We start from the raw sequence: 21,065 nt of genomic DNA on the forward strand, positions 1-21,065 counted from the left end.
GTGGCTTTCTTCAAGCCATCACTCTTAGGCCGGTCTCCGGGCTGACGAGCGAAAGAGGGGCGCTTTACCTAAGCGCCGACCCTTTTCCGAACGACCACCTTCCCATGCCAAGGCACAGTGGCGTCTCTAGCCGTTCTTGTCTCGATCACCGTTGCGGGGGCAGCGTTGGATTGACACAGCCATGACATGACCATGTTCACCAACTTCCCGTTTAACTGATGGCGGTTACGCCACCAGCACCTGAGAGTGTGCGTAAACTAGCAACTTGTTAGGGGGTGGTCAATTTGCTGACGCGCCTTTCAGCGCTTGTACCAAGCCGTGGCGCACGTACCACACCTGCTCGGCGTGAGCGGCGGCGTCCTGGGTGAACCAGCCGCTCAAATCCCGCAGGCGGCGCTGGTGGCGGGCCACTGGGACGAGGCCACGCCCCAACTCATTGGCAATGATCACCAGCGCGACGTTCTCTGCAGCGGCGGCTTGCTCGAGGCGCTGTAAATCTTCCCGCCACTGGGCGCGCCACTCGTCGCTGCTGATGTCGGAGTCCAGCACCGCGGTCAGCCATTCAAATAAGCCATGTAACACCAGTGGCGTGTTGGGCAACATGACGTGAGAGACCTCGTGAAGACGCTGGCCAGGCGCTAGGCGCCACCACACCGCGCCGGGAAAGCGTTGTTTTACTGCGTCGCGCTTACCTGCGCTGGCACCGCCAATGAACAGTTGCATTGCCATTCTCCTTTTCCGTCCTCACCTGCTTGATACGCGAGCTGCCAGCGCCGTCCCTGGGCTTGATGCACGATTCCCTGCCAAAAATCGAGGGTTTCGAAACGGCGGCGCAATTCACGAATCACGCCGCCGTGGGTCACTACCAACACTTTTCGATAGCCGTGTTGCCGAGTATGTTCCGCAACATCGTCGAGCCAGGCATCCAGCCGTTCGCGCAGTTGGCCAGAGGATTCGCCACCGGGAATTTGTAGCTCTCCGGCGCTATCGATCCAGGCACGATAGTGCGGTAGTTCTTTTAATTCATCGTAAACCTTGCCTTCGTACTCGCCAAAATCGAGTTCCCGTAAGCGCCGTTCGGCGTAGACGGGAACCCCCGGCTTGGCCGCCTGGGACCAGGCCAGGGTTTCTTGGCAGCGGCCTAGGTCGCTGGCGTAAATGGCGTCGAAACGCTCATCGGCCAGGGCCGCGCGCAACGCTAACAGCCCCTCCTCCGCCTCAGGAAACAGCAGCGGAATATCCCGCTGGCCCTGGTAACGGCGCTCTAGATTCCAGGCGGTGATACCGTGACGAACTGCCACCAGCTCCACATTAAGATCAGTAGCCAAAGCTCTCCTCCTTCGATGGTGGCGCCGACCATATCGCCGTTGATGCCGTTAAACGAGCGCAGCAGTGCTCTGCGCACCAGCGCTACCCAACACGCCAGCGCTGCCAGCCACAGCGCGGCTAACGGCCAGAGCATGGCGAGCGGGATCAGCGGCAGGAGCGCCACGCCTACATCGCGGCGTCCCAACGACTGCTGCCAGCTCCAAGCCAGGCCGCGCGAGTGGGCGCATGGGGTCAGCACGAGCAGCGCGACGCCCGCCCAGCGCCCCAGTGCGGGTACTACCGCAAGCCACCACAGCGGCGCGTGATACAGCAGCAGCGCCCAGAGCAGCACGCCCTTCCAGGCCAGCAAAAACAGCAGCGCCAGCATGCCGAAGCTGCCGATTTGCGGGTCTTTCATGATATCCCAGCGCCGCTGCAACGGCTGGTTGCTGCCCAGCGCATCGGCCAGGTCCATCACGCCATCCAGGTGTAGTCCACCCGTGAGCCCCACCCACACGCTGAGCAGTACCAGCGCACTGATGGGCGTGGGCGTTTGTGCGTGCTCTAACAGTAACGCGGCCAACGCGAGCAAACCGCCGATCAGCAGGCCAACGAGCGGATAGGCACGAATGGCCCAACGGCGGGTGGCGGGCGTCCAGGGGCACGCCACCGGAATGGGTAACCGTGTCAAAAATTGCAGGGCCAGCAGCCCACCATAAAGGACGTTGTTCACGTATTGGCGCCCGCTTTCCACTCGATGCCCTGGCCTGCGACCACCTCGATCACGCTATCGGACTCGACGGCTAGCCAGCGGTGCAGCATTTGTAAAAACTCGACATAACGCTGCGTATGGGTGTCGTTAGGCAATGGCGCTTCGTTGAGATCATTGGAGACGACGACGAGGGTAATGTGTCGCGCCCGGGCATCTTGCAAACAGCGCACCAACAGTGAAAACCCTTCGGTGGTAGAGAGCGGTGCGTGCGCGTCGTCGGCATCGAACATCACTTGGCTGGCCCAGAGTGTGAGACAATCGAGCAAGGCGGCATGCCCGTTGGGCACTCGAGCGATGGCTTGGTCGATGGCCAGCGGTGCCTCCAGCGTTACCCACGAATCAGGCACACCCTGGGCATCCCGATCGGCTCGATGGAGGGCGACCCGCTCAGCCATCTCGTCGTCGTATACGTTAGCGGTCGCCACGTAAAAACACGGTTGACCGTTGGCAGCTTGCAGCACGTACTGTTCAGCAACGTGACTCTTACCGGAGCGCGCGCCCCCACTAACGAACACAATCATGTAACACCTTTAACAATCGATCATTTGCCGAACCATCGCGCACTGCCAGCCGCAACCAATCACCGTCGAGCGCTGCAAAGCTGTAGGTATGTCGCGCCAGCATACCGTGATGCAGCAAGCGTTCAAGCAGCAGCGCGCTGGAAAGCCCGCGCTGGCACAACGCTGGTCCCGGCCGCACCAGATAAAAGCAGCTATGGCTGGGCACGACATCTAGCCCCGCGTGTGTCAGCGCTTGGCCCAAACGCGGCTGTTCCCGCGCCAACCACTGCCGCGTGCGCAGGGCAAAGGCCGTATCCGCCAACAGCGGTGCCACAAGCTCGGCGGCAAGATGATTGACGCTCCAGGGCGGCTGATGGCGTGCCAGAGCGGCAACGTGCTCGGCACTCGCCAGCACGTACCCCAGGCGCAGTCCGGGCAGGGTGTAAAACTTGGTCATGGAACGCAGCAGTATTAGCTGCGGGTAGCGCGCCAACAGCGGCGTGAGCGGCTCGGCATCGAGGGCGAGATCGATGAACGCTTCATCCACCACGAGCGTTGCCGTGGTGGGCATGCACGAGAGCAAACGCTCGATCTCTACGGCGCTGACCAGGGTGCCGGTAGGATTATTGGGGCGGCAGAGAAAGATCACATCCGCCTGTGTGACAGGCTCGTCCAACGCTGCCGTTTGTAGGCCGAAACGGGGGGCCTCTAGGGCATGCTCCGTTATCACTAACCGATGTGCTGCACAGGCTCTGGCATATTCGCCAAAGGTGGGCGTCACGATCAGCCCGCGTTGGCCTGTATGAAGGGCAGCGGCCAAAAAAATGGCGTCTGCTCCGCCGTTGGTGAGCAGTACTTGCTCCGGCGCCACGCCTTCGTGTTCGGCAATGGCACGCCGCGCGGCGCGGTAGCTGGGCTCCGGGTAGCGGCTTAACCCACTAATACATTCAACCAACCAATCCGCCACCCAGGGCGGCGGCCCCAGCGGGTTGAGGTTCGCGCTCACGTCCTCGAACGGGTGATCCGCAGGTAACCTAAAGCGTTTGAGCAGCGCCGCTGCGTCGCCGCCGTGGTCGGGCCAGGGAGCCGTGGTCATTGCAGCCCCCAGAGAAACGCTAAGAGCACGAGGAATGCGAAAAACAGCAGCCACCCGCCGTGCATCAGCCGTAACGTCAGGGAAATATGCGCCACGGAGAGCGGTATTTGCCCGCTCCCCAGCGTTGCCCGGTGGGAGACCACGCCCTGATACATATTCGTGCCGCCTAGCTGCACGCCCAGCAGATTCGCCACCATCGCTTCCGGCCACCCGGCGTTGGGGCTGGGGTGGCGCGGCGCTTCCCGGCAGGTGGCGGCCAGCGCACCCCGCCAATTTGACACGGTGACGCCTCGCCCTATCAATCCCCTGCCCGCTAGCCATAAACAGAGAGTCGTCAGCCGGGCAGGCAGCCAGTTGGCGAAATCGTCGAGTTTGGCGGACGCGTAGCCGAAATCCGCGTAGCGCTCGTTGCGATAGCCCACCATGGAATCGAGTGTGTTGATCGCTTTGTACGCCAACGCCAGGGGCGCGCCACCGATGACGGCAAACAGCAGCGGCGAGGTAATGCCATCCACGGTGTTCTCGGCAACGGTCTCGACCGCCCCCCGGGTAATCTCGGCTTCATCGAGCGAATCGGTATCGCGGCCGACCACCATCGAAAGCGCATAACGAGCGGTAGGCAGATCCCCTCGGGCGAGCGGTTGGGCAATGGCGTTTCCGGCCTCGGCGAGCCCTTTGATGGCCAGCGTGGTGGCGAGCAGCCAAAGCTCGGCGGCGAGGCCTAGCCAGGGGTGAAGCTGAGTCAGCAGTGCCAACACCAGCCAAGTGGCAGTGAACGTTCCCAGGACGATCACCGCCGTCAGTAAAAACCCCACGGCACGGCGACGCTGGGCACTGCCTCGGTTCCAGCGCCGTTCTAGCGCGCTGATGCCCCGACCGATGATCACCACCGGATGCGGCAGCACGCGCGGGTCGCCCACGATGAGATCGACGACGATGGCCAGCGCGACCAGCGCCACCGAGGCGGACAGCCAACTGCTAAGCGGGCTCATACTTCGCTGCTGCTCACGCCCGCCTTGTCAAAGGTGGCCATGTCGCTGAGCATCGAGGCAGCGGCTTGTATGAGCGGGAACGCCAGCGCAGCGCCGCTGCCTTCCCCCAAGCGCATACCCAGTGCCAGAAGCGGCTCGGCGTCGAGAGCCGCCAGCGCCGTGGCATGGCCCGGCTCTTCGGAACGATGACCAAAAATGAGATAGCCGCGCGCCTCGGGGCAAAGGCGACACGCCGTTAACGCAGCGACGGTGGCGATGAAACCATCGACGATGGCGGGAAGCCGGTGGGCGGCTGCGGCCAAATAGGCGCCCGTCATGGCGGCCATCTCCAGCCCGCCGAGTTTGCTGAGTACGTCTAACGGATCATCGGCGTGGGCTTGGCGGGCGCGTAGCGCCTGCTCGATCACCGCCACTTTATGCGCCTGCTGGGCGCTGCTTATCCCGGTCCCCGCGCCGACCACCGTCGCCACCGGCACCTGGGTGAGCGCCGCGAGCATGGCGCTGCTGGCGGTGGTGTTGGCAATGCCCATTTCACCGACGATGATGCTCTTCGCGCCCTGGCCCGCCAAGCGCTCTACCGTGTCGGCACCTACGCCGATGGCGCGCTGGGCTTCTCCCTGGCTCATCGCGTCTTCCCGCACCATGTTCGCCGTACCGGCGCGCACCTTGGCATCGACCACGCTGGGCAGGGCAAGCGGTGACGCCACCCCCACATCGACCACGTCGACCTGAGCGCCTATCTGACGCGCGAAGACATTGATGGCCGCGCCTCCCTGGGCGAAATTCGCCACCATTTGAGCGGTCACTTCCTGGGGAAACGCCGAGACGCCCTCGTCGGCCACGCCGTGGTCGGCGGCAAACACGGCAACACCAGGCGGAGAGACGAGCGGAGTGCGCTGTCCGGTAATGGCACTCAACTGAATGGCGAGCGTTTCGAGCCTGCCTAAACTGCCGGGAGGTTTAGTCAGCGTGTCGAGATACGCGCGGGTACGCTCACCCTCGGCGTTATCTACGGCGCGAATGCGCGCCAGAAGTGACTGAAGTCGCTGTTCAGCGGTCGGCTCGTTGTCCATCACAATTCTCCACAGGCAGGTGGCGCAAAATGGTAGCAAAACCAGGGCTGCTATACTTGCGCTTTAACCATGAAACAGGCGCTTGCAAGCCACTTTTATCCATCATTCATCAAAGCATCATCTTCAACGGTGATGGTCGTCACTCATCAGAGTAATAAAACTACAACTTAAGCTATAAATAGCGATTTTATTGCCGTAAAGTCTCTTATATCGACGCCATAAGATGTAAAATAACTACAAGTTCGACTCACCGTCTCGACACATGCAGAGGTCTCTATGCCTGGTTCAACATCCGCTACACTCCATCCTACGGTTGCCGAGGTGACCCAACGCATTCGTGAGCGCTCTGCCGAGCGACGTGCCCTGTACGAGCGCCGCATGGCCGACCAGCACAAACGCGGCGTGCACCGCGCCGAACTCTCCTGCGGCAACCTCGCCCACGGTTTCGCCGCCTGCAGCGTGCAGGAAAAAGACTCCCTGAAGCTGATGAACAGCGCCAACCTAGGGATCATTTCTGCCTACAACGATATGCTCTCCGCCCACCAGCCGTTCGAAACCTTCCCGGAAACCATCAAAGCGGCTGCCCGTGCGATGGGCTCTACTGCGCAGTTTGCCGGCGGCGTCCCCGCCATGTGCGATGGTGTGACCCAAGGCCAGCCGGGCATGGAGCTGTCGCTGTTCTCCCGCGATGTGATTGCCATGGCCACCGCCGTGGGCCTGTCCCACAACATGTTCGATGCCGCGCTATACCTCGGCGTGTGCGATAAAATCGTACCGGGCCTGTTTATCGGCGCGGCCCGTTTCGGTCACCTGCCCGCCATGTTCGTCCCCGCAGGCCCGATGCCCAGCGGCTTGCCGAACAAAGAGAAAGCGCGCATTCGCCAGCTCTACGCCGAAGGCAAAGTAGGCCGCGAAGAGCTGCTGCAAGCGGAGTCCGACTCCTACCACAGCCCCGGCACCTGCACCTTCTACGGCACCGCCAACTCCAATCAGCTGATGATGGAAGTGATGGGCCTGCACCTGCCGGGTACCTCGTTCGTCAACCCGGGCACCGAGATGCGCGAAGCGCTGACCCGTTACGCCACCGAGCAGGCCATTCGCAACACCGAACCCGGCGGCGAGTACCGCCCGTTCTACAAGCAGATCGACGAGCGCGCCATCGTCAACGCCGTGGTCGGCCTGCTGGCCTCCGGTGGTTCGACCAACCATACCATGCACCTGATTGCCATGGCGGCAGCGGCGGGCATTACGCTGAACTGGGATGACTTCACCGACCTGTCGGCGGTCACCCCCAGCCTGATGAAGGTGTACCCGAACGGCCAAGCAGACATCAACCACTTCCAGGCAGCGGGCGGCATGAGCTACCTGTTCCGCGAGCTGTTGGGCGCGGGCCTGCTCCACGGTGACATTCCCACCGTGTTTGGCACCGACCTGACCGCTTACACCCAAGAGCCCTTCCTGGAAGATGGCAAAGTGGTCTGGCGCGAAGGCCCGGAGAAGAGCCTGGACGAAGAAGTGCTGCGCCCTGTGGCCACGCCCTTCGCCCCCACCGGCGGCCTGACCGTGATGAAAGGCAACCTGGGCCGTGGCGTCATCAAAGTCTCGGCCGTTGCCGAGGAGCACCGCATCGTCGAAGCGCCGGTGAAGATCTTCGAAGACCAGAACGAGATGAAAGCGGCGTTCGAGTCGGGCGAGCTGGACCGCGACGTGATCGTCGTCGTGCGTTTCCAAGGCCCAAAAGCCAACGGCATGCCCGAGCTGCACAAACTGACACCGTTCCTGGGCGTACTCCAGGATCGCGGCTTCAAGGTGGCCCTCGTCACCGATGGCCGCATGTCCGGCGCCTCGGGCAAAGTGCCCGCCTCTATCCACATGAGCCCGGAAGCGCTCGACGGCGGCCCGCTGGCCAAGCTGCGCGATGGCGACGTGGTGCGCCTGGATGCCAACGCCGGTACGCTGGAAGCCAAGGTAGACGCCGCCACCTGGGCCGAGCGTGAGCTCGTCGTCGCCAATTTGGACCACTACCATGTGGGCCTGGGCCGCGAGCTGTTCTCGGGCTTCCGCCACCTCGCCATGCGCGGTGAAGAGGGTGCAGGCTCCCTGGGCGGCTTCGAAGCCGACGATCTCGCTCGTCAAGAAGGTCAGATTTTTCAAGAGGACGCCTGATGCGACCGGCACTCATCGGGGACATTGGCGGCACGAATGCTCGCCTGGCGCTGGTCACGCCGGGCGAGGTCACGCCCCACGACATTCTTAACCTGCCCTGCGCCGATTACCCCGGCGTGATCGAGGCGATTCAAGACTACCTCGCTCGGGTAGGCGCCACGGGCGAGAACGCGCCCAAAGAAGCCTGCCTGGCGTTCGCCTGCCCGGTACATGCCGAGCGGGTGAAAATGACCAACAACCATTGGGATTTCATGAAAAGCGACGTTCGGCAGGCGCTGAATTTGTCGCTGTTCAAGGTCATCAATGACTTCACCGCCCAGGCGCTGGGCGTGCCCCATGTGGGTAAAGACGATCTCGTCGAAGTTCAGTCGGGGACGGCGCAGTCGCACTCGACCCGCTTGGTCATCGGCCCCGGGACGGGGCTGGGCGTGGCCGGCGTGTTCCCCGGCCAGCACGCCTGGATTCCGCTACCCACCGAGGGCGGCCACGTCACCTTTGCCCCCACTGACGCCACCGAGCGCGCACTGCTGGATGTATTTTTAAAGCGCCACCAGCGGGTGAGCGTCGAACGCATTTTATGTGGTCAGGGGCTTCTTGAGCTGTACCAAGCGCACTGCACCCTGGAGTGCCAAGCACCGCGCTGCGAGACCCCCGCCGAGGTGACACAGGCGGCTAACCAGGGCGATGCCATCGCCACCGCCACCCTGCTGCGCTTTTTGAAAATTCTCGGCGACGTGTGCGGCGATGCCACCCTAACCATGGGTGCCCGAGGCGGCGTTTACCTCTGCGGCGGCATTCTCCCCCGTCTGTTGGACTGGCTGCCTAAGTGCGAGCTGCGCGCAAGCTTCGTCAATAAAGGGCGGATGGGCGGGTATAACGCCGATATTCCGGTGTGGATCGTGACCCACCCGTGGACTGGCCTGTTAGGGGCCGCCGAAGCGCTGCATAACGAAGAAGTCTTTTAACGAATGGAAAACGCCATGGCTGCCGTTACGTTTAACGTGCCTTTTGTACTCGGCATGATGCGCCTGCATGAAGCGCAAGAGATGCACCAAGCGAGCCAGTTGGCCGACTGGATCGAAGCTCGTCTAGAGCAAGGGTTACACTGGTTCGACCATGCCGACATCTACGGCAATGGCGCCTGCGAAATGCTGTTTGGCCAAGCCCTGCGTGCCCGCCCGGCGCTGGCCAAGCGGCTGAATGTGGTGACCAAGGCCAGCATCGCCAACGACAATCCGGCTCCAGGCTCCGGTAAGGTCAAGCACTACAATGCCAGCCCGGACTACCTTGGCCGCGCCATTGACGATGCGCTGGGCCGCTTGGGTGTCGAGCATCTGGATCACTTTCTGATTCACCGCCCGGACCTGCTGATGGACGCCGCCGCGACAGGCCGTGCGCTGGATGACGCCATCGAGGCGGGCAAAATCGGCGCGGCGGGGATTTCCAACCATCTGCCCAGTCAGTGGCGCCGACTGCAACGCCATATGCACCACCCGCTACGCGCCAATCAAATCGAGCTTTCGATTGCCCATAGCGCGACGCTGTTCGACGGCAGCTTCGACGACCTGAACGCCGATGGCCAGGCGCCCATGGCGTGGTCGCCGCTGGCGGGCGGCCAACTGATGCAGGGTGAAGTGAGCCGCGTGCTGAACCGTTTGGCAGGCGAGCTGAACGGTACGCCCGGCGCGTTGGCGCTGGCCTGGCTGCGCACCCTGCCCGGCCGCCCGGCACCGGTGGTAGGCAGCGTGAAACCGGAGCGTATTGCCGATATGCTGAACGGCCCGGAAACGCTGCCCAGAGACGCCTGGTATGAACTGCTGGAAGCAGCCCGCGGCCACTGCGTCGCTTAGGCTCGCTAGCGCGCCCACTCAACATCAATGCCAATAATGACAAGGAACGACCTATGACGCCGGTGATTGCTTTCGGTGAAGCCTTGATCGACATGCTCTCGAGCCGATTGGGCGATGACACGGGGCCGGAAACCTTTACCCCCTACGCGGGCGGCGCGCCCGCTAACGTCGCGGTGGCCTGCGCACGCCTCAACGTACCCAGCCAGTTTTTAGGGATGGTGGGTGACGATACCTTTGGGCACTTTCTCATCCGCGAGCTGAAAAGCCACGGCGTGGATACCCAGGGGGTCGTGCTCACCCAAGAGGCGCGCACGGCGCTAGCCTTCGTCTCTCGCGATAGCAGCGGCGAACGCACCTTCGACTTCTACCGCCCGCCAGCAGCGGACCTGCTCTACCGCCTGGAGCATCTGCCCCACGGCGTGTTCGAGCAGCCCGCCATCGTGCACCTATGCAGCAACAGCCTGACCGACCCCAACATTGCCGAGACCACCCTCGCGATTGCCGCCATGGCCAAGCGTGCAGGCTGTCTGGTAAGCGTGGATGCCAACCTGCGCCACAACCTGTGGGCAGAGGGTGCCGCCGATCCCTGGCTGGTCACCGAGCTGGTCGATAGCGCCGAGCTGGTCAAAGTCTCTCTCGAAGAGCTGGACTACCTGCGTGGCGACCATCCACCAGAGGCGTGGTTAGCCGAGCGCATGGCCGCTGGCGTCAAAGTGGTCGTCGTCACCGATGGCCCTAACGATGTCGTGCTCAAAGGCATCGGTATCGACCAGACCGTGATGCCGCCCAGCGTGACGGCCGTCGACACCACCGCCGGTGGCGATGCCTTCATTGGCGGCTTACTGGCCGAGCTTTCCCGCTACGGCATCAGTGAGAACTGGCATCAGGACAGCGCGTTTCTCACCCGCGCGGTGGACATTGCCTGCCGCTGCGGTGCCCACGCGGTCACCCGCCCCGGCGCGTATGCCGCCCTGCCCACCCACACCGATATCGAAGCCCTGCGCGGCTCGGCAGGCTAGCACTCAGCGTCGTCGAGGCCGCTACTCGACGACGCTTTGGATGACCCCTTCCGCCACTTCCACCCGCCCGCTGACGACGTCCAACGTCACCGGCTGACGGCGATGATCGACAAAGCTAACCTGAGTGATGCTGCGCTGTTCGGTGGCCCCGTCGACCAACATTTCCAGCGTGCCGTGATCGCACCACCACGTTACCGTCACCGTTAACCCATCGACGCTGCCCGCCGCGTGGTCACAGGCAAAGTGCTCGTCGAACGCGGCCTGCCCATTACGTCCCTGCCGCTCGTAGTGAAGTGACGTTGCCGCGTCGCCTGCGGTCAGCCACAGTCGCTGCTGATACCCCTGCTGCAGCGATAGCGCCAGCCTCGTGCCCGCTTCGAGCACCAGCGTCAGCTGACCGTGAATGACCTCCCCGTCGGGCAACGCAATACAGCGCTCCCCCGTCGTTTCAAGCGAGCGCGGCGATAGATGACAAGGGGCGCTCAGCACTTGCCCTGCTTCGCGAGCAAAATGCTGATGTAACCGCACCCCACGAGAAGTCGCGCGCAGCGTCAGCTCTCGCGGCAGGCTCATGGTGCCTCGCCAGCCCTTTTCGGGGGCATGATTGGCGTATTGCCAATTGTTCAACCACGCTAGCGCGAGCTGCCGCCCGGGGATATTCGACCAGCTCTGCACCGCGTAAAAATCCCGCCCTTCGTCCATCATCAGCACGACGTTGGCAGCGTTGTCATTGGTGAAACGCTGGCCGTCGAACGCGCCGATAAAGTACTGGGTCAACGAGCCAAATGGGTTATCCGGCGTGGCGCCAATCCCTACCACCAACACCCAGCGGGTGGCGGGCTCATTCGGTCCAGCACCTTCCACCGGCAGCTCGAACAGGTCTGGGCACTCCCAGGGGTGCTGGGTGTGAGCGCCCTCGCCTTCGCCAAAGGCGCTGGCGAACTGCCACACCAATAGGTTATGGGAGGTATAAAAGTGAATCTCCTGCCCACAGGCCAGCGCCATTACCCAGCGCTGGCTAGGTCCATGCCAAACGACTTTAGGGTCGCGGACGTCTTTAAACCCAGGCGGCGGCAGAACCGGATTACCCGCGTAGCGCTGCCAGGTACGGCCCTTGTCACGGCTGTACGCCAGGCACTGGGACTGCTGGTAATCCTCCGGGTCACCGGAGAGCACCTTATGGCAGGTGTAAAACGCCACGAGCCCCGGCTGGCCCTCGAACAGCCCCGTCACATCGTGCTCATCCACCACGGCGCTCCCCGAAAAGCAGGCGCCGTCTTCGTTGGGCGCCAGCGCGATGGGCAAATGCTGCCAGTGGCACAGATCACGACTGACCGCATGCCCCCAGTGCATTGGCCCCCAGACGGTGCTGAACGGGTGGTACTGATAAAACAGATGGTACTCGCCCTCGAAAAACACCAGCCCGTTGGGGTCATTCATCCACCCCATCGGCGGGGCAAAATGCATCACCGGTCGCTGGGGCTCGAAATCCGCTAACGTCATGCTTAAACCTTGAGTTAATCGGTCAACTTAATCGTTTAAGTTAGCGTATCACGCCTGTTAACTAACGGAAGCATCCCCTTTAGGTGTAGATGTAAAAAAGCCCGAGCATGTCGCCATGCTCGGGCAAACGTCTTGCTCACACGACCCGACATCAGTGAGGCAAGTGACGAGAGTGCTCGGTACTGTGTTTTACATAAGTGGTGGAACCGTCTAGTGGTGGAAACGCTCTGCAGCTTGGCGGGCCAGTTCGCGGATGCCGTCCCAATCTTCGGCATCGACCATTGCTTTCGGCGTCAGCCAAGAGCCGCCGACACACATCACGTTCGGCAGCGAGAGGTAGGAGTCGGCGTTGTCGACCGTGATACCGCCCGTGGGGCAGAAACGTGCTTCCGGGATCGGTGCGCCGAACGCTTTGATCGCTTTGGCACCGCCGCTGGATTCAGCGGGGAAGAACTTGAAACGGCGGTAGCCGTATTGCCAGCCAGTCATCAGCTCAGAAATGGTAGAAACGCCCGGCAGCATCGGCACGGGGCTCTCTACGCCGTAGCGGTAAAGCGCTTCGGTGGCTCCTGGCGTAACGACGAAATCAGCGCCGACCTGTTCTGCTTGGCGATACTGGGCAGGTGTGAGTACGGTGCCCACTCCAATGCTGGCCCCCGGCAGCGCCTCTTTCATGCGTTTGATGGCGTCTAAGGCGCAGTCGGTACGCAGGGTAATTTCCAGAACGGTCAGGCCACCTTCGACCAGCGCACGGCCCAGCGGCACGGCATCTTCCAGGCGCTCGATGGTGATCACAGGGATCACTTCGGCTTTCAAACAGATGCTGTCCAGCTCGGCGGTGCGCGTTGAGGGTAACTGTTTATCGATGGTCATCAGTGAGTCTCCAAGCAATTTGTTATTGGCGAAGGCGGTTTATTAGGGCGCCCAGTAAATCGCCAGCGGGCAAGATAGAAACGCGCGAATCGGCAGCGTGCGAACGTCGTCGCCGCCCATGGCGTTGGCCAGTACGGCGCGCTTGTCGTCACCCGTGATATGCAGAATGTGGCGTTTCGCCTGGTGCAGGCGGTCCGCAGAGAAAGTAATGCGCGGCTGCGGCTGGCTGGGCGTACGCACCGCGACTAGCGGCTCATCCGTAGAGAGCGCCAGCCCCAGCTCTTGGCTATCGGGGAACAGCGAGGCCGTATGACCATCGCCGCCCATGCCCAAAATCACCACGCTGGCAGGCCAGCTCAAAGCCGCGGTTTGCTGTACCACGGCGGCCACCCCTTCTTCCGGCGTACCATCGTTGCTAGTAAGCGGCACGAAGTTAGCGGCCGCCGCCGGGCCTTGCAGCAGGTTGTCGCGCACCAGTTTGGCGTTGCTATCGCTGCTCTGCTCGTCGACCCAGCGCTCGTCGGCCAGGGTGATATCCACCCGCGCCCACGCCAGTGGCTTTTGCGCCAGCGCTTTGAAGAACGGCACCGGCGTCGAGCCGCCCGATACCACCAGCAGCGCACGCTCCTGGTGTTCCAGGTCTGTCGCCAGGGCTTGATAAACGGCTTCGGCTAGCTGCTCGGCCAGCGCTTGTCGTGTATTGCTCATCTCAATAATCCTCGTACCAGCTGCGACCATCCTGGGTGATCATGGCAATGGAGGCGACCGGCCCCCAAGAGCCTGCCGGGTAGCGGCGAGGTGGGGTATCGCGTGATTTCCAACCATCGATGAGCTGATCACACCAGCGCCACGCATGCTCCACCTCGTCCCGACGGACGAACAGATACTGCTGGCCTTTCATGACTTCCAATAGCAGGCGCTCGTAAGCATCCGGGATACGCGATTTCGGGAACGCGCTGTTGAAATCCAGATGTAGTGGGCCAGGGCGCAGGCGCATGCCCTTGTCTAGACCGCTATCCTTGGTGAGCACCTGAAGGGCAATGCCCTCTTCTGGCTGTAGGCGAATGATCAGTTTGTTGGAGGCGATGCCGCGCTGGTCAGGATCGAAGATGTAGTGAGGCTGCTGACGAAAGTGAATGACGATTTGCGAGAGTTTTTCCGGCATCCGCTTACCGGTACGCAGGTAGAACGGCACGCCCGCCCAGCGCCAGTTGGACACTTCGGTTTTCATGGCCACGAAGGTTTCGGTCTGGCTCTGGGTATTGGCCCCCTCCTCTTCCAGGTAGCCCGGCACGGCTTGGCCGTCGCTGGTACCGGCAATGTACTGGCCGCGCACGACGTCACGCCCCAGCGATTCACCAGTAAACGGTTTCAGCGCCTTGAGCACCTTCACCTTCTCATCGCGGATGGCATCGGCATCCAGGTTCGAGGGCGGGTCCATGGCGATCAGGCATAGCAGCTGTAGAAGGTGGTTCTGGACCATATCGCGCAGTTGGCCCGCATCATCGAAATAGCCCCAGCGCCCTTCGATACCGACTTTTTCGGCGACGGTAATCTCGACATGGGAAATATGATTCTGATTCCACTGGGTGCCAAACAGCGGGTTGGCAAAGCGTAGAGCAATGAGATTCTGAACCGTCTCTTTACCCAAGTAGTGGTCGATGCGGTAGATGCGCGATTCGGGGAACACGGCACCGATGGCATCGTTGATCTCTTCGGAAGAGGCCAGGTCGTAGCCAATCGGTTTTTCCACCACGACGCGGGTATCGTCATCCAGACTGTTACTGGCCTGGAGGTTGCGGCAAATGTCGCCGTAGATGCGCGCCGCCACCGAGAGATACACCACCATCGGGCGCTTTGAGCCTTCGCGCCACTGGCGAATGGCGTCATAACCGTCAGCGGTAGCGAAGTCGAGCTTGAGATACTCCAAGCGATTTAAAAAGCGCTCCAGACTCGCCTTGTCCTGCTCCTCTTTCTTCAGACGCTTCTGCAGCGCGCCACTGACTAGCTGGCGGAACGCAGCAGTGTCATGCTCCTGACGCGCCAGCCCCATGATCCGCGTGCTTTCGGGCATCAAGCCTTCGCGGTCAAGATGATACAGCGCGGGAAACAGCTTGCGCATGGCAAGGTCGCCAAGCGCCCCGAATAGCGCCAGATCGATCGCGTGATTGGGATCGCCCAGCGGGGCATGTGACTGGCTCATCTCAGCTCCTGTTTATAATTAGGTCATCTGATGTAGTTAGATTACCTAAAATCTATCTGATGTGAGGCATTATACGCAATAATTCGTGTAATTTTACTACAAAATATTCTCGCCTGCTGCCCTTTCCGGTTGGTGTTACAGCGGTGATGCCGAGCCCTGGTCACCTATTCTTCTACCTTTACTCTACGCCCCTTGGATACGCCACCCCTCTTCCCCCCTAGGATGAGGTGACCTCGTGCGTAATTAGCGACGCTGACCGTGAACAAAGCACGTCGTATGAGAACGTGCACGACAACAACAACGTCATAACGAGGTACGCACATCATGGCAATGGTTCGTCCATTTTTCACGCCGCTGCTCGCCGCTACGCTAGCGGCCACTGCCACACTCCCCGCCCTGGCCTTCGAAGATGACCGTTTGACCATCTGGATGGGCGACAATAAAGGCCAGGAAGGCATCCGCGCAGTGGCCGATCAATTCCTGGAAGATACCGGCATCGAGGTGGACGTCGTGTTTCCCGACAACCTGACCGACCGTTTTCAGCAAGCGGCAGGCAGCGGGCAAGGGCCGGATATCGTCATTTGGGCCCATGATCGCATGGGGGAATGGGCGCAAAGCGGTCTGCTCAAACCGATTGCGCCCAGCGACAGCTTCCGCGAAGCGTTCTACGACTTCACCTGGGAGGCCGCACTATGGAATGGCGAGACCTACGGCTACCCCATTTCGGTGGAATCGCTGGGGCTGATTTACAACAAAGCGTTGGTAGAAACGCCGCCTGAAAGCTTTGCCGAGTTAATGGAGCTAGACGCCACGCTCTCCCAAGAAGGCAAAAAAGCCATTTTGTTCGATTACAGCGAACCCTACTACGGCTGGACGCTGCTGGCAGCCAACGGCGGCTACCCGTTCAAACAGACCGACAGCGGTTATGACGTCAGCGATATCGGCGTCAATAACGAGGGTGCCTTGCAAGGGGCTGAGCTGCTGGTCGAGTTGATCGAGAGCGGCGTACTGCCCCGCGGCACCGACTACAACCTGATGGATACTCGCTTCAACCAAGGCGAGGTAGCGACCATGATCAGCGGCCCTTGGGCGTGGCCTAACCTGGAGCGTAGCGGCATCGAATACGGCGTCGCCCTGCTACCCAACGTGGGTGACGAGCGAGCCAAGCCGATGTTCGGCGTGATGACCGCGATGATCAACTCCGCCACGCCCAACGACTTCCTGGCGGTAGAGTTCTTGGAAAACTATTTGCTGAGCGAAGAGGGTATGCGCACGTTCAATAGCGACGGTTCGCTCGGCGCGGTAGCGCATATCGATTACCAGGCAGAGCTGGCGGACAACCCCAACATTGCCGCGACGCTAGAGAACGCCGAAGTGGGCATGCCGATGCCCAACATTCCTGAAATGGGCGCCTTCTGGGCCGCTATGGAACCCGCGCTACAGAACATTGGCAGCGGTCACCAATCCCCCCAAGAAGCGCTGGATGCCGCTGCGCGCCGTATGCGCCAGTAGCCTCCTTTTTAGCCTCCATTGCCCGGCAGCGCCCGCTGCCGGGCAGCCTTTCAGGACGTCATCATGTACACCACTAACGCGTCTCGTGGCCTGCCCCGCCACCGCTCTCGCCATCTTACCGAACGCTATACCCGCTGGGCCATGCGCGGCGTCATTGCCGTGCTGGTGATCGCGCTACTGTGGCTGGTGCTGGCGTTTCATCTCAACGGCCAGTGGATGTTTGCTCTGCTGTTTCTGGTACTGGGCGGCTCGCTGGGCGTGGTCTTTACCAAGCGCACGCTGATGAGTCATCGCTACATCTTTCCTGCGATAGCCGGGCTTGGTGTGTTCGTCATTTTTCCGCTGCTGTACACCATCGGGATCAGCTTCAGTAACTACAGCTCTACCAATCTGCTTTCGGAAGAGCGGGTGCGCGACCAGCTCATGAGCCAAACCTATCAAGCGGAAGGCAATGCCTTTGACCTGGCCCTCTACCCCGACAGTGATTTGGTTCGGCTCTATTTGGAGAGCCAAGAGGGCCAGCGATTCGTTTCCTCCCCGCTCAATGTTGCCAATCAGGAGAATCGACAAATTGGCGTGCAGCCCGCCGATGCACCACCCGCGCAGGAAGCACTGGGCATGCGCGACATCATTCAAGCGCGCGAGGCCCTGCAAGGGCTGCGGCTAATCACCCCGGACGGCAACGAGCTGCGCATGGCGGGACTGCGCCAGTTCGCCCCCATGGTCAACCGCTACGAAGCCCGCGAGGATGGTGCGCTGTACGACCGTCGCGATGACAGGCTGCTCACCCCCGACCCAAGCATTGGTTTCTTCGTGGCTGACGACGGTGAACGGATCGCGCCCGGCTGGCCGGTCAACGTCGGCATGGCCAATTACACCCAGATTTTCACCGACCCGGACATTCGCGGTCCGTTCATGCAGATTTTCGTATGGACCTTCGTATTTGCCGCCCTCACCGTTGTGTTTACTCTGGCCGTCGGTTTCGTGCTGGCCTCTTTGCTGCAGTGGGATCAACTCAGGGGCAAGGCCGTATACCGCACGCTGCTGATTCTGCCCTATGCGGTGCCAGCGTTCATCTCGATCCTGATTTTCAAAGGGATGTTCAATCAGCACTTCGGTGAGATCAACCTGATCCTGGATACCCTGTTTGGGGTACGCCCGGAGTGGTTTACCGATCCTTGGATGGCGCGCAGCATGCTGCTGATCGTCAATACCTGGTTGGGCTACCCCTACATGCTGCTGCTCTGCATGGGCTTGATTCAGGCCATTCCGCAGGACTTGTACGAAGCCTCGGCCGTGGATGGCGGCGGCCCAATCACCAATCTGTTCAACATCACCCTGCCGCTGATCCTCAAGCCGCTCACGCCGCTGCTGATTGCTGCGTTTGCGTTCAACTTCAATAACTTCGTGCTGATTGCCCTGCTCACCGGCGGCAGCCCCGATATTTTGGGCGCCAGCACCCCGGCGGGCACCACCGACCTACTGGTGAGCTACACCTATCGCATCGCCTTTCAAGACGCAGGGCAGAACTTTGGCCTTGCGGCGGCCATCGCTACGCTGATCTTCCTGCTAGTCGCGGGTTTGTCGCTGCTCAATTTGCGCCTTTCCAAAGTAAAGGTATAGGAGGTTACCGATGCCCATGGTTCAACCCCGCTCCGTTGGCGCGCGTCGCTTGGGCGCGCACTTGGCGCTGATCTGCTTCGTATCGCTGATCGTCTTTCCGCTGCTCCTGGTGATCTCGATCTCGTTTCGAGAGGGTAACTTTGCCACCGGCAGCCTGATTCCGCATAACTTCTCGCTGGAGCACTGGTCCCTGGCGCTAGGGATCCCCTGGGAGCGGCCCGACGGCACCGTGGTCCAACCGCCCTTCCCGGTGCTGCTGTGGCTGTGGAACTCCATCAAGGTGGCGGTGATCTCCTCGGTGCTGATTCTCATGCTCGCTACCACCAGCGCCTACGCGTTTGCCCGCATGCGCTTCAAGGGCAAAGCGCCGCTGCTCAAAGGCATGCTGATTTTTCAGATGTTCCCAGCGGTGCTCTCGCTGGTGGCACTGTATGCCCTCTTTGACCGGCTGGGCCAGTTCGTCGGTTGGCTGGGCATCAATACGCACGGCGCGCTGATCGTCGCCTCGCTGGGGGCGGTAGCGCTGCATATCTGGACGATCAAAGGCTATTTCGAATCCATCGACGGTTCACTGGAAGAGGCCGCCATGGTCGATGGCGCCAGCACCTGGCAGGCGTTTCGCTATATTCTGCTGCCGCTTTCTGTCCCCATTCTGATGGTGGTCTTCATCCTGGCCTTCGTGATGAGCATCATGGAGTACCCGATGGCCTCGGTACTGTTGGTGGATGAGCACAAGCTGACGCTTGCCGTTGGCGCGCAGCAATACCTCGCCGACCATAACCAGCGTTGGGGTAACTTTGCCGCTGCCGCCGTGCTCTCTGGCCTGCCCATCACCGTGGCGTTTCTTATTTGCCAACGCTGGATTATTGGCGGTTTGACCGCCGGAGGCGTCAAGGGCTAGGCCGCCCACCGCTCGAGGGTTTCCTCGCTTGAGCATGTTGCTCATGACCGGCGCTCATCAGCGCCGGTTTTTTATGGGTTGGGTAATTTTTAGGGAAATTTTACGGACAATGTTTGATCGGCGTGGTGAGATAGCTCACCACCCTTAGGGTAATTTAGAGCGGACCCACTTAGAGCGGACTTATGGCCACGTTCCCTAGCGCACGTTACTACCAAGAGACTTACCGAAACTGGGCACAAATTTTCAAGATCATGTCGGTGCTGTGGCTGGTACTGGCCATGTTCATGACGCTGCCGCTGATGGTACTGCTCATCGAACGCGATCCCGATGCCCCTGCTTTTGCCGTCTCGCTGATCATCATTTTAAGCGCGACGTTGACTACTTGGGCAGTCACCCGCGGCGTGCCGTTAGAGCTCAAACCCTGGCAGATGTTCATCTTGACCGCCGGCAGTTGGACCAGTATCAGTGGCTTTGCCAGTCTGCCGCTCGTTCTAGGCGCTCCCCAGCTTAGCTTTACCAACGCCGTGTTCGAATCGGTGTCGGCGATTACCACCACTGGGTCGACCGTCTTGGTAGGTATCGATAACCTCTCGGACGGTTTGAAACTATGGCGCGGCTTGATGCAGTGGATGGGAGGCATCGGCATCATCGTCATGGGCATCGCCATTTTGCCGTTTCTAAAAGTGGGTGGGATGCGGCTGTTTCACACCGAGTCGTCCGATTGGTCCGATAAGGTCATGCCACGCACGGGCGGCATTGCCAAAGCCACCCTCGCCGTTTACGTGATATTGACGCTCGCGGCCATGCTGAGCTATTGGCTGGGAGGCATGCTCCCACTGGACGCCATCGTTCACGGCATGACGTCGTTGGCCACCGGCGGCTTTGCCAACTCCGACGCCTCGTTCGGGGCCTATGCCGAGCAGCCCTGGCTGCTCTGGATGGCGAGCTTTTTCATGCTCAGCGGCGCGCTCCCCTTCGTGCTGTACATTCGCTTCATTCGCTCTTCCAAGAGCGCGCTTTGGAAAGACCAGCAGGTGCGCGGGCTGCTCAAACTGCTGCTGGCTGCCATCGTAATACTGAGCGCGTGGCGAGTCGTACAAGGCGACGACTGGTTCATCTCGCTGACCCATGTGACCTTCAACGTCATTTCCGTGGTCACCACCACCGGGTACGCCTCCGACGATTATACCCTATGGGGCTCGCTGCCCATTGCCGCCTTCTTCTACCTCACCTTCGTCGGTGGCTGCAGCGGCTCTACTAGCGGCGGCATGAAGATCTTTCGCTTTCAAATCGCCATGCTGATGCTGCAGAACCAGTTGCGCTATCTGATTCATTCGAACGGTGTCTTTACCACTCGCTATAACCAGCAGCCGGTGACCAGCGATATCTCCCGCAGCGTGGTGGCGTTTTCGTTCTTCTTTTTCATCACCATTGCGGTATTGGCGTTAGGCCTCGCCGCATTGGGCCTGGATCTCGTCACAGCGCTTACCGGAGCCGCCACGGCAGTGGCCAACGTGGGCCCGGGCCTGGGCGACATCATCGGCCCCGCCGGTAACTTCGCCAGCCTGCCCGATGCCGCCAAGTGGCTACTGTGCATCGGCATGTTGATGGGCCGCTTGGAGATTTTGACCGTGGTGGTGTTGATGACGCCGATGTTCTGGCGGCGTTAACCCC

The 21,065-nt window shown here is 61.1% G+C and carries 19 protein-coding genes and 1 riboswitch; of the genes, 8 read left to right on the plus strand and 11 right to left on the minus strand.

The annotated features are described in order from the left end of the window. Nucleotides 1–9: 9 nt before the first annotated feature. A riboswitch (cobalamin riboswitch) is annotated at nt 10–259 on the minus strand. A 20-nt stretch (nt 260–279) separates the two neighbouring features. From FHJ80_RS15325 to cobT, 7 genes are read right to left on the minus strand one after another with little or no spacing between them, the layout of a single operon-like run. Further along, nucleotides 280–723: a bifunctional adenosylcobinamide kinase/adenosylcobinamide-phosphate guanylyltransferase gene (locus FHJ80_RS15325; protein WP_139528191.1), complete on the minus strand. Its 444-nt coding sequence runs from the start codon at nt 721–723 to the stop codon at nt 280–282. Continuing rightward, entirely contained in the window at nt 675–1,328 is a 654-nt protein-coding gene (locus tag FHJ80_RS15330) for a histidine phosphatase family protein (RefSeq protein ID WP_139528192.1), read from the minus strand. Before FHJ80_RS15330 ends, FHJ80_RS15325 begins: the two co-directional genes overlap by 49 nt. Then, nucleotides 1,265–2,041, minus strand: coding sequence for an adenosylcobinamide-GDP ribazoletransferase (gene cobS, locus FHJ80_RS15335; protein ID WP_139528193.1), 777 nt, complete (start codon nt 2,039–2,041; stop codon nt 1,265–1,267). The genes FHJ80_RS15330 and cobS overlap by 64 nt, the downstream gene beginning before the upstream one ends. Then, nucleotides 2,038–2,601, minus strand: a complete 564-nt coding sequence (locus FHJ80_RS15340) for a bifunctional adenosylcobinamide kinase/adenosylcobinamide-phosphate guanylyltransferase (protein WP_139528194.1) — start codon at nt 2,599–2,601, stop codon at nt 2,038–2,040. Before FHJ80_RS15340 ends, cobS begins: the two co-directional genes overlap by 4 nt. Next, nucleotides 2,585–3,676 (minus strand): threonine-phosphate decarboxylase CobD, encoded by a 1,092-nt coding sequence (gene cobD / locus FHJ80_RS15345; protein ID WP_139528195.1) that lies wholly within the window; start codon nt 3,674–3,676, stop codon nt 2,585–2,587. Before cobD ends, FHJ80_RS15340 begins: the two co-directional genes overlap by 17 nt. Beyond that, nucleotides 3,673–4,668: an adenosylcobinamide-phosphate synthase CbiB gene (gene cbiB, locus FHJ80_RS15350; RefSeq protein WP_139528196.1), complete on the minus strand. Its 996-nt coding sequence runs from the start codon at nt 4,666–4,668 to the stop codon at nt 3,673–3,675. The genes cobD and cbiB overlap by 4 nt, the downstream gene beginning before the upstream one ends. Beyond that, a complete protein-coding gene (gene cobT / locus FHJ80_RS15355; protein WP_139528197.1) occupies nt 4,665–5,741 on the minus strand; it encodes a nicotinate-nucleotide--dimethylbenzimidazole phosphoribosyltransferase in 1,077 nt (358 codons plus the stop codon). Before cobT ends, cbiB begins: the two co-directional genes overlap by 4 nt. A gap of 276 nt (nt 5,742–6,017) precedes the next feature. Between cobT and edd the strand changes: the two genes are divergently transcribed. Genes edd through FHJ80_RS15375 form a run of 4 tightly spaced genes read left to right on the plus strand, consistent with a single transcriptional unit; the run spans nt 6,018 to nt 10,776 of the window. Then, the gene (gene edd, locus FHJ80_RS15360; protein ID WP_139528198.1) at nt 6,018–7,907 is read left to right on the plus strand and encodes a phosphogluconate dehydratase; all 1,890 of its coding nucleotides are present in this window, start codon (nt 6,018–6,020) and stop codon (nt 7,905–7,907) included. Beyond that, nucleotides 7,907–8,872, plus strand: coding sequence for a glucokinase (glk, locus tag FHJ80_RS15365; RefSeq protein WP_139528199.1), 966 nt, complete (start codon nt 7,907–7,909; stop codon nt 8,870–8,872). Before edd ends, glk begins: the two co-directional genes overlap by 1 nt. A 15-nt stretch (nt 8,873–8,887) precedes the next feature. After that, a complete protein-coding gene (locus FHJ80_RS15370) occupies nt 8,888–9,757 on the plus strand; it encodes an aldo/keto reductase family oxidoreductase (protein WP_139528200.1) in 870 nt (289 codons plus the stop codon). 53 nt (nt 9,758–9,810) lie between these two features. Next, nucleotides 9,811–10,776, plus strand: a complete 966-nt coding sequence (locus FHJ80_RS15375) for a carbohydrate kinase (RefSeq protein WP_139528201.1) — start codon at nt 9,811–9,813, stop codon at nt 10,774–10,776. Nucleotides 10,777–10,797: 21 nt separating this feature from the next. On the opposite strand, the gene FHJ80_RS15380 is transcribed toward FHJ80_RS15375, so the two are convergent. From FHJ80_RS15380 to zwf, 4 genes are all read right to left on the minus strand, one after another. After that, nucleotides 10,798–12,279 carry a glycoside hydrolase family 32 protein gene (locus FHJ80_RS15380; protein WP_139528202.1) on the minus strand — a complete coding sequence of 494 codons (1,482 nt, stop codon included), beginning with the start codon at nt 12,277–12,279 and terminating at the stop codon, nt 10,798–10,800. Nucleotides 12,280–12,489: 210 nt separating this feature from the next. Then, entirely contained in the window at nt 12,490–13,152 is a 663-nt protein-coding gene (locus FHJ80_RS15385) for a bifunctional 4-hydroxy-2-oxoglutarate aldolase/2-dehydro-3-deoxy-phosphogluconate aldolase (RefSeq protein ID WP_139528203.1), read from the minus strand. Between the two features lie 42 nt (nt 13,153–13,194). Beyond that, nucleotides 13,195–13,860: a 6-phosphogluconolactonase gene (pgl, locus tag FHJ80_RS15390; RefSeq protein ID WP_139528204.1), complete on the minus strand. Its 666-nt coding sequence runs from the start codon at nt 13,858–13,860 to the stop codon at nt 13,195–13,197. Between the two features lies 1 nt (nt 13,861). Next, entirely contained in the window at nt 13,862–15,355 is a 1,494-nt protein-coding gene (gene zwf / locus FHJ80_RS15395; protein WP_139528205.1) for a glucose-6-phosphate dehydrogenase, read from the minus strand. A 324-nt stretch (nt 15,356–15,679) separates the two neighbouring features. On the opposite strand from zwf, the gene malE reads away from it, so the two are divergent. The 4 genes from malE (at nt 15,680) to FHJ80_RS15415 (ending at nt 21,061) form a co-directional block, all read left to right on the plus strand. After that, entirely contained in the window at nt 15,680–16,867 is a 1,188-nt protein-coding gene (gene malE / locus FHJ80_RS15400) for a maltose/maltodextrin ABC transporter substrate-binding protein MalE (RefSeq protein ID WP_139528206.1), read from the plus strand. A gap of 63 nt (nt 16,868–16,930) precedes the next feature. Then, nucleotides 16,931–18,490: a maltose ABC transporter permease MalF gene (malF, locus tag FHJ80_RS15405; protein ID WP_139528207.1), complete on the plus strand. Its 1,560-nt coding sequence runs from the start codon at nt 16,931–16,933 to the stop codon at nt 18,488–18,490. Between the two features lie 10 nt (nt 18,491–18,500). After that, nucleotides 18,501–19,391, plus strand: a complete 891-nt coding sequence (malG, locus tag FHJ80_RS15410; RefSeq protein ID WP_139528208.1) for a maltose ABC transporter permease MalG — start codon at nt 18,501–18,503, stop codon at nt 19,389–19,391. Between the two features lie 182 nt (nt 19,392–19,573). After that, complete coding sequence (locus FHJ80_RS15415; protein WP_139528209.1) at nt 19,574–21,061, plus strand: TrkH family potassium uptake protein; 1,488 nt, start codon at nt 19,574–19,576, stop codon at nt 21,059–21,061. Nucleotides 21,062–21,065 lie beyond the last annotated feature (4 nt).

It is taken from the genome of Halomonas sp. BL6 (genome assembly GCF_006228115.1).
GTDB classification, from domain to species: domain Bacteria; phylum Pseudomonadota; class Gammaproteobacteria; order Pseudomonadales; family Halomonadaceae; genus Vreelandella; species Vreelandella piezotolerans.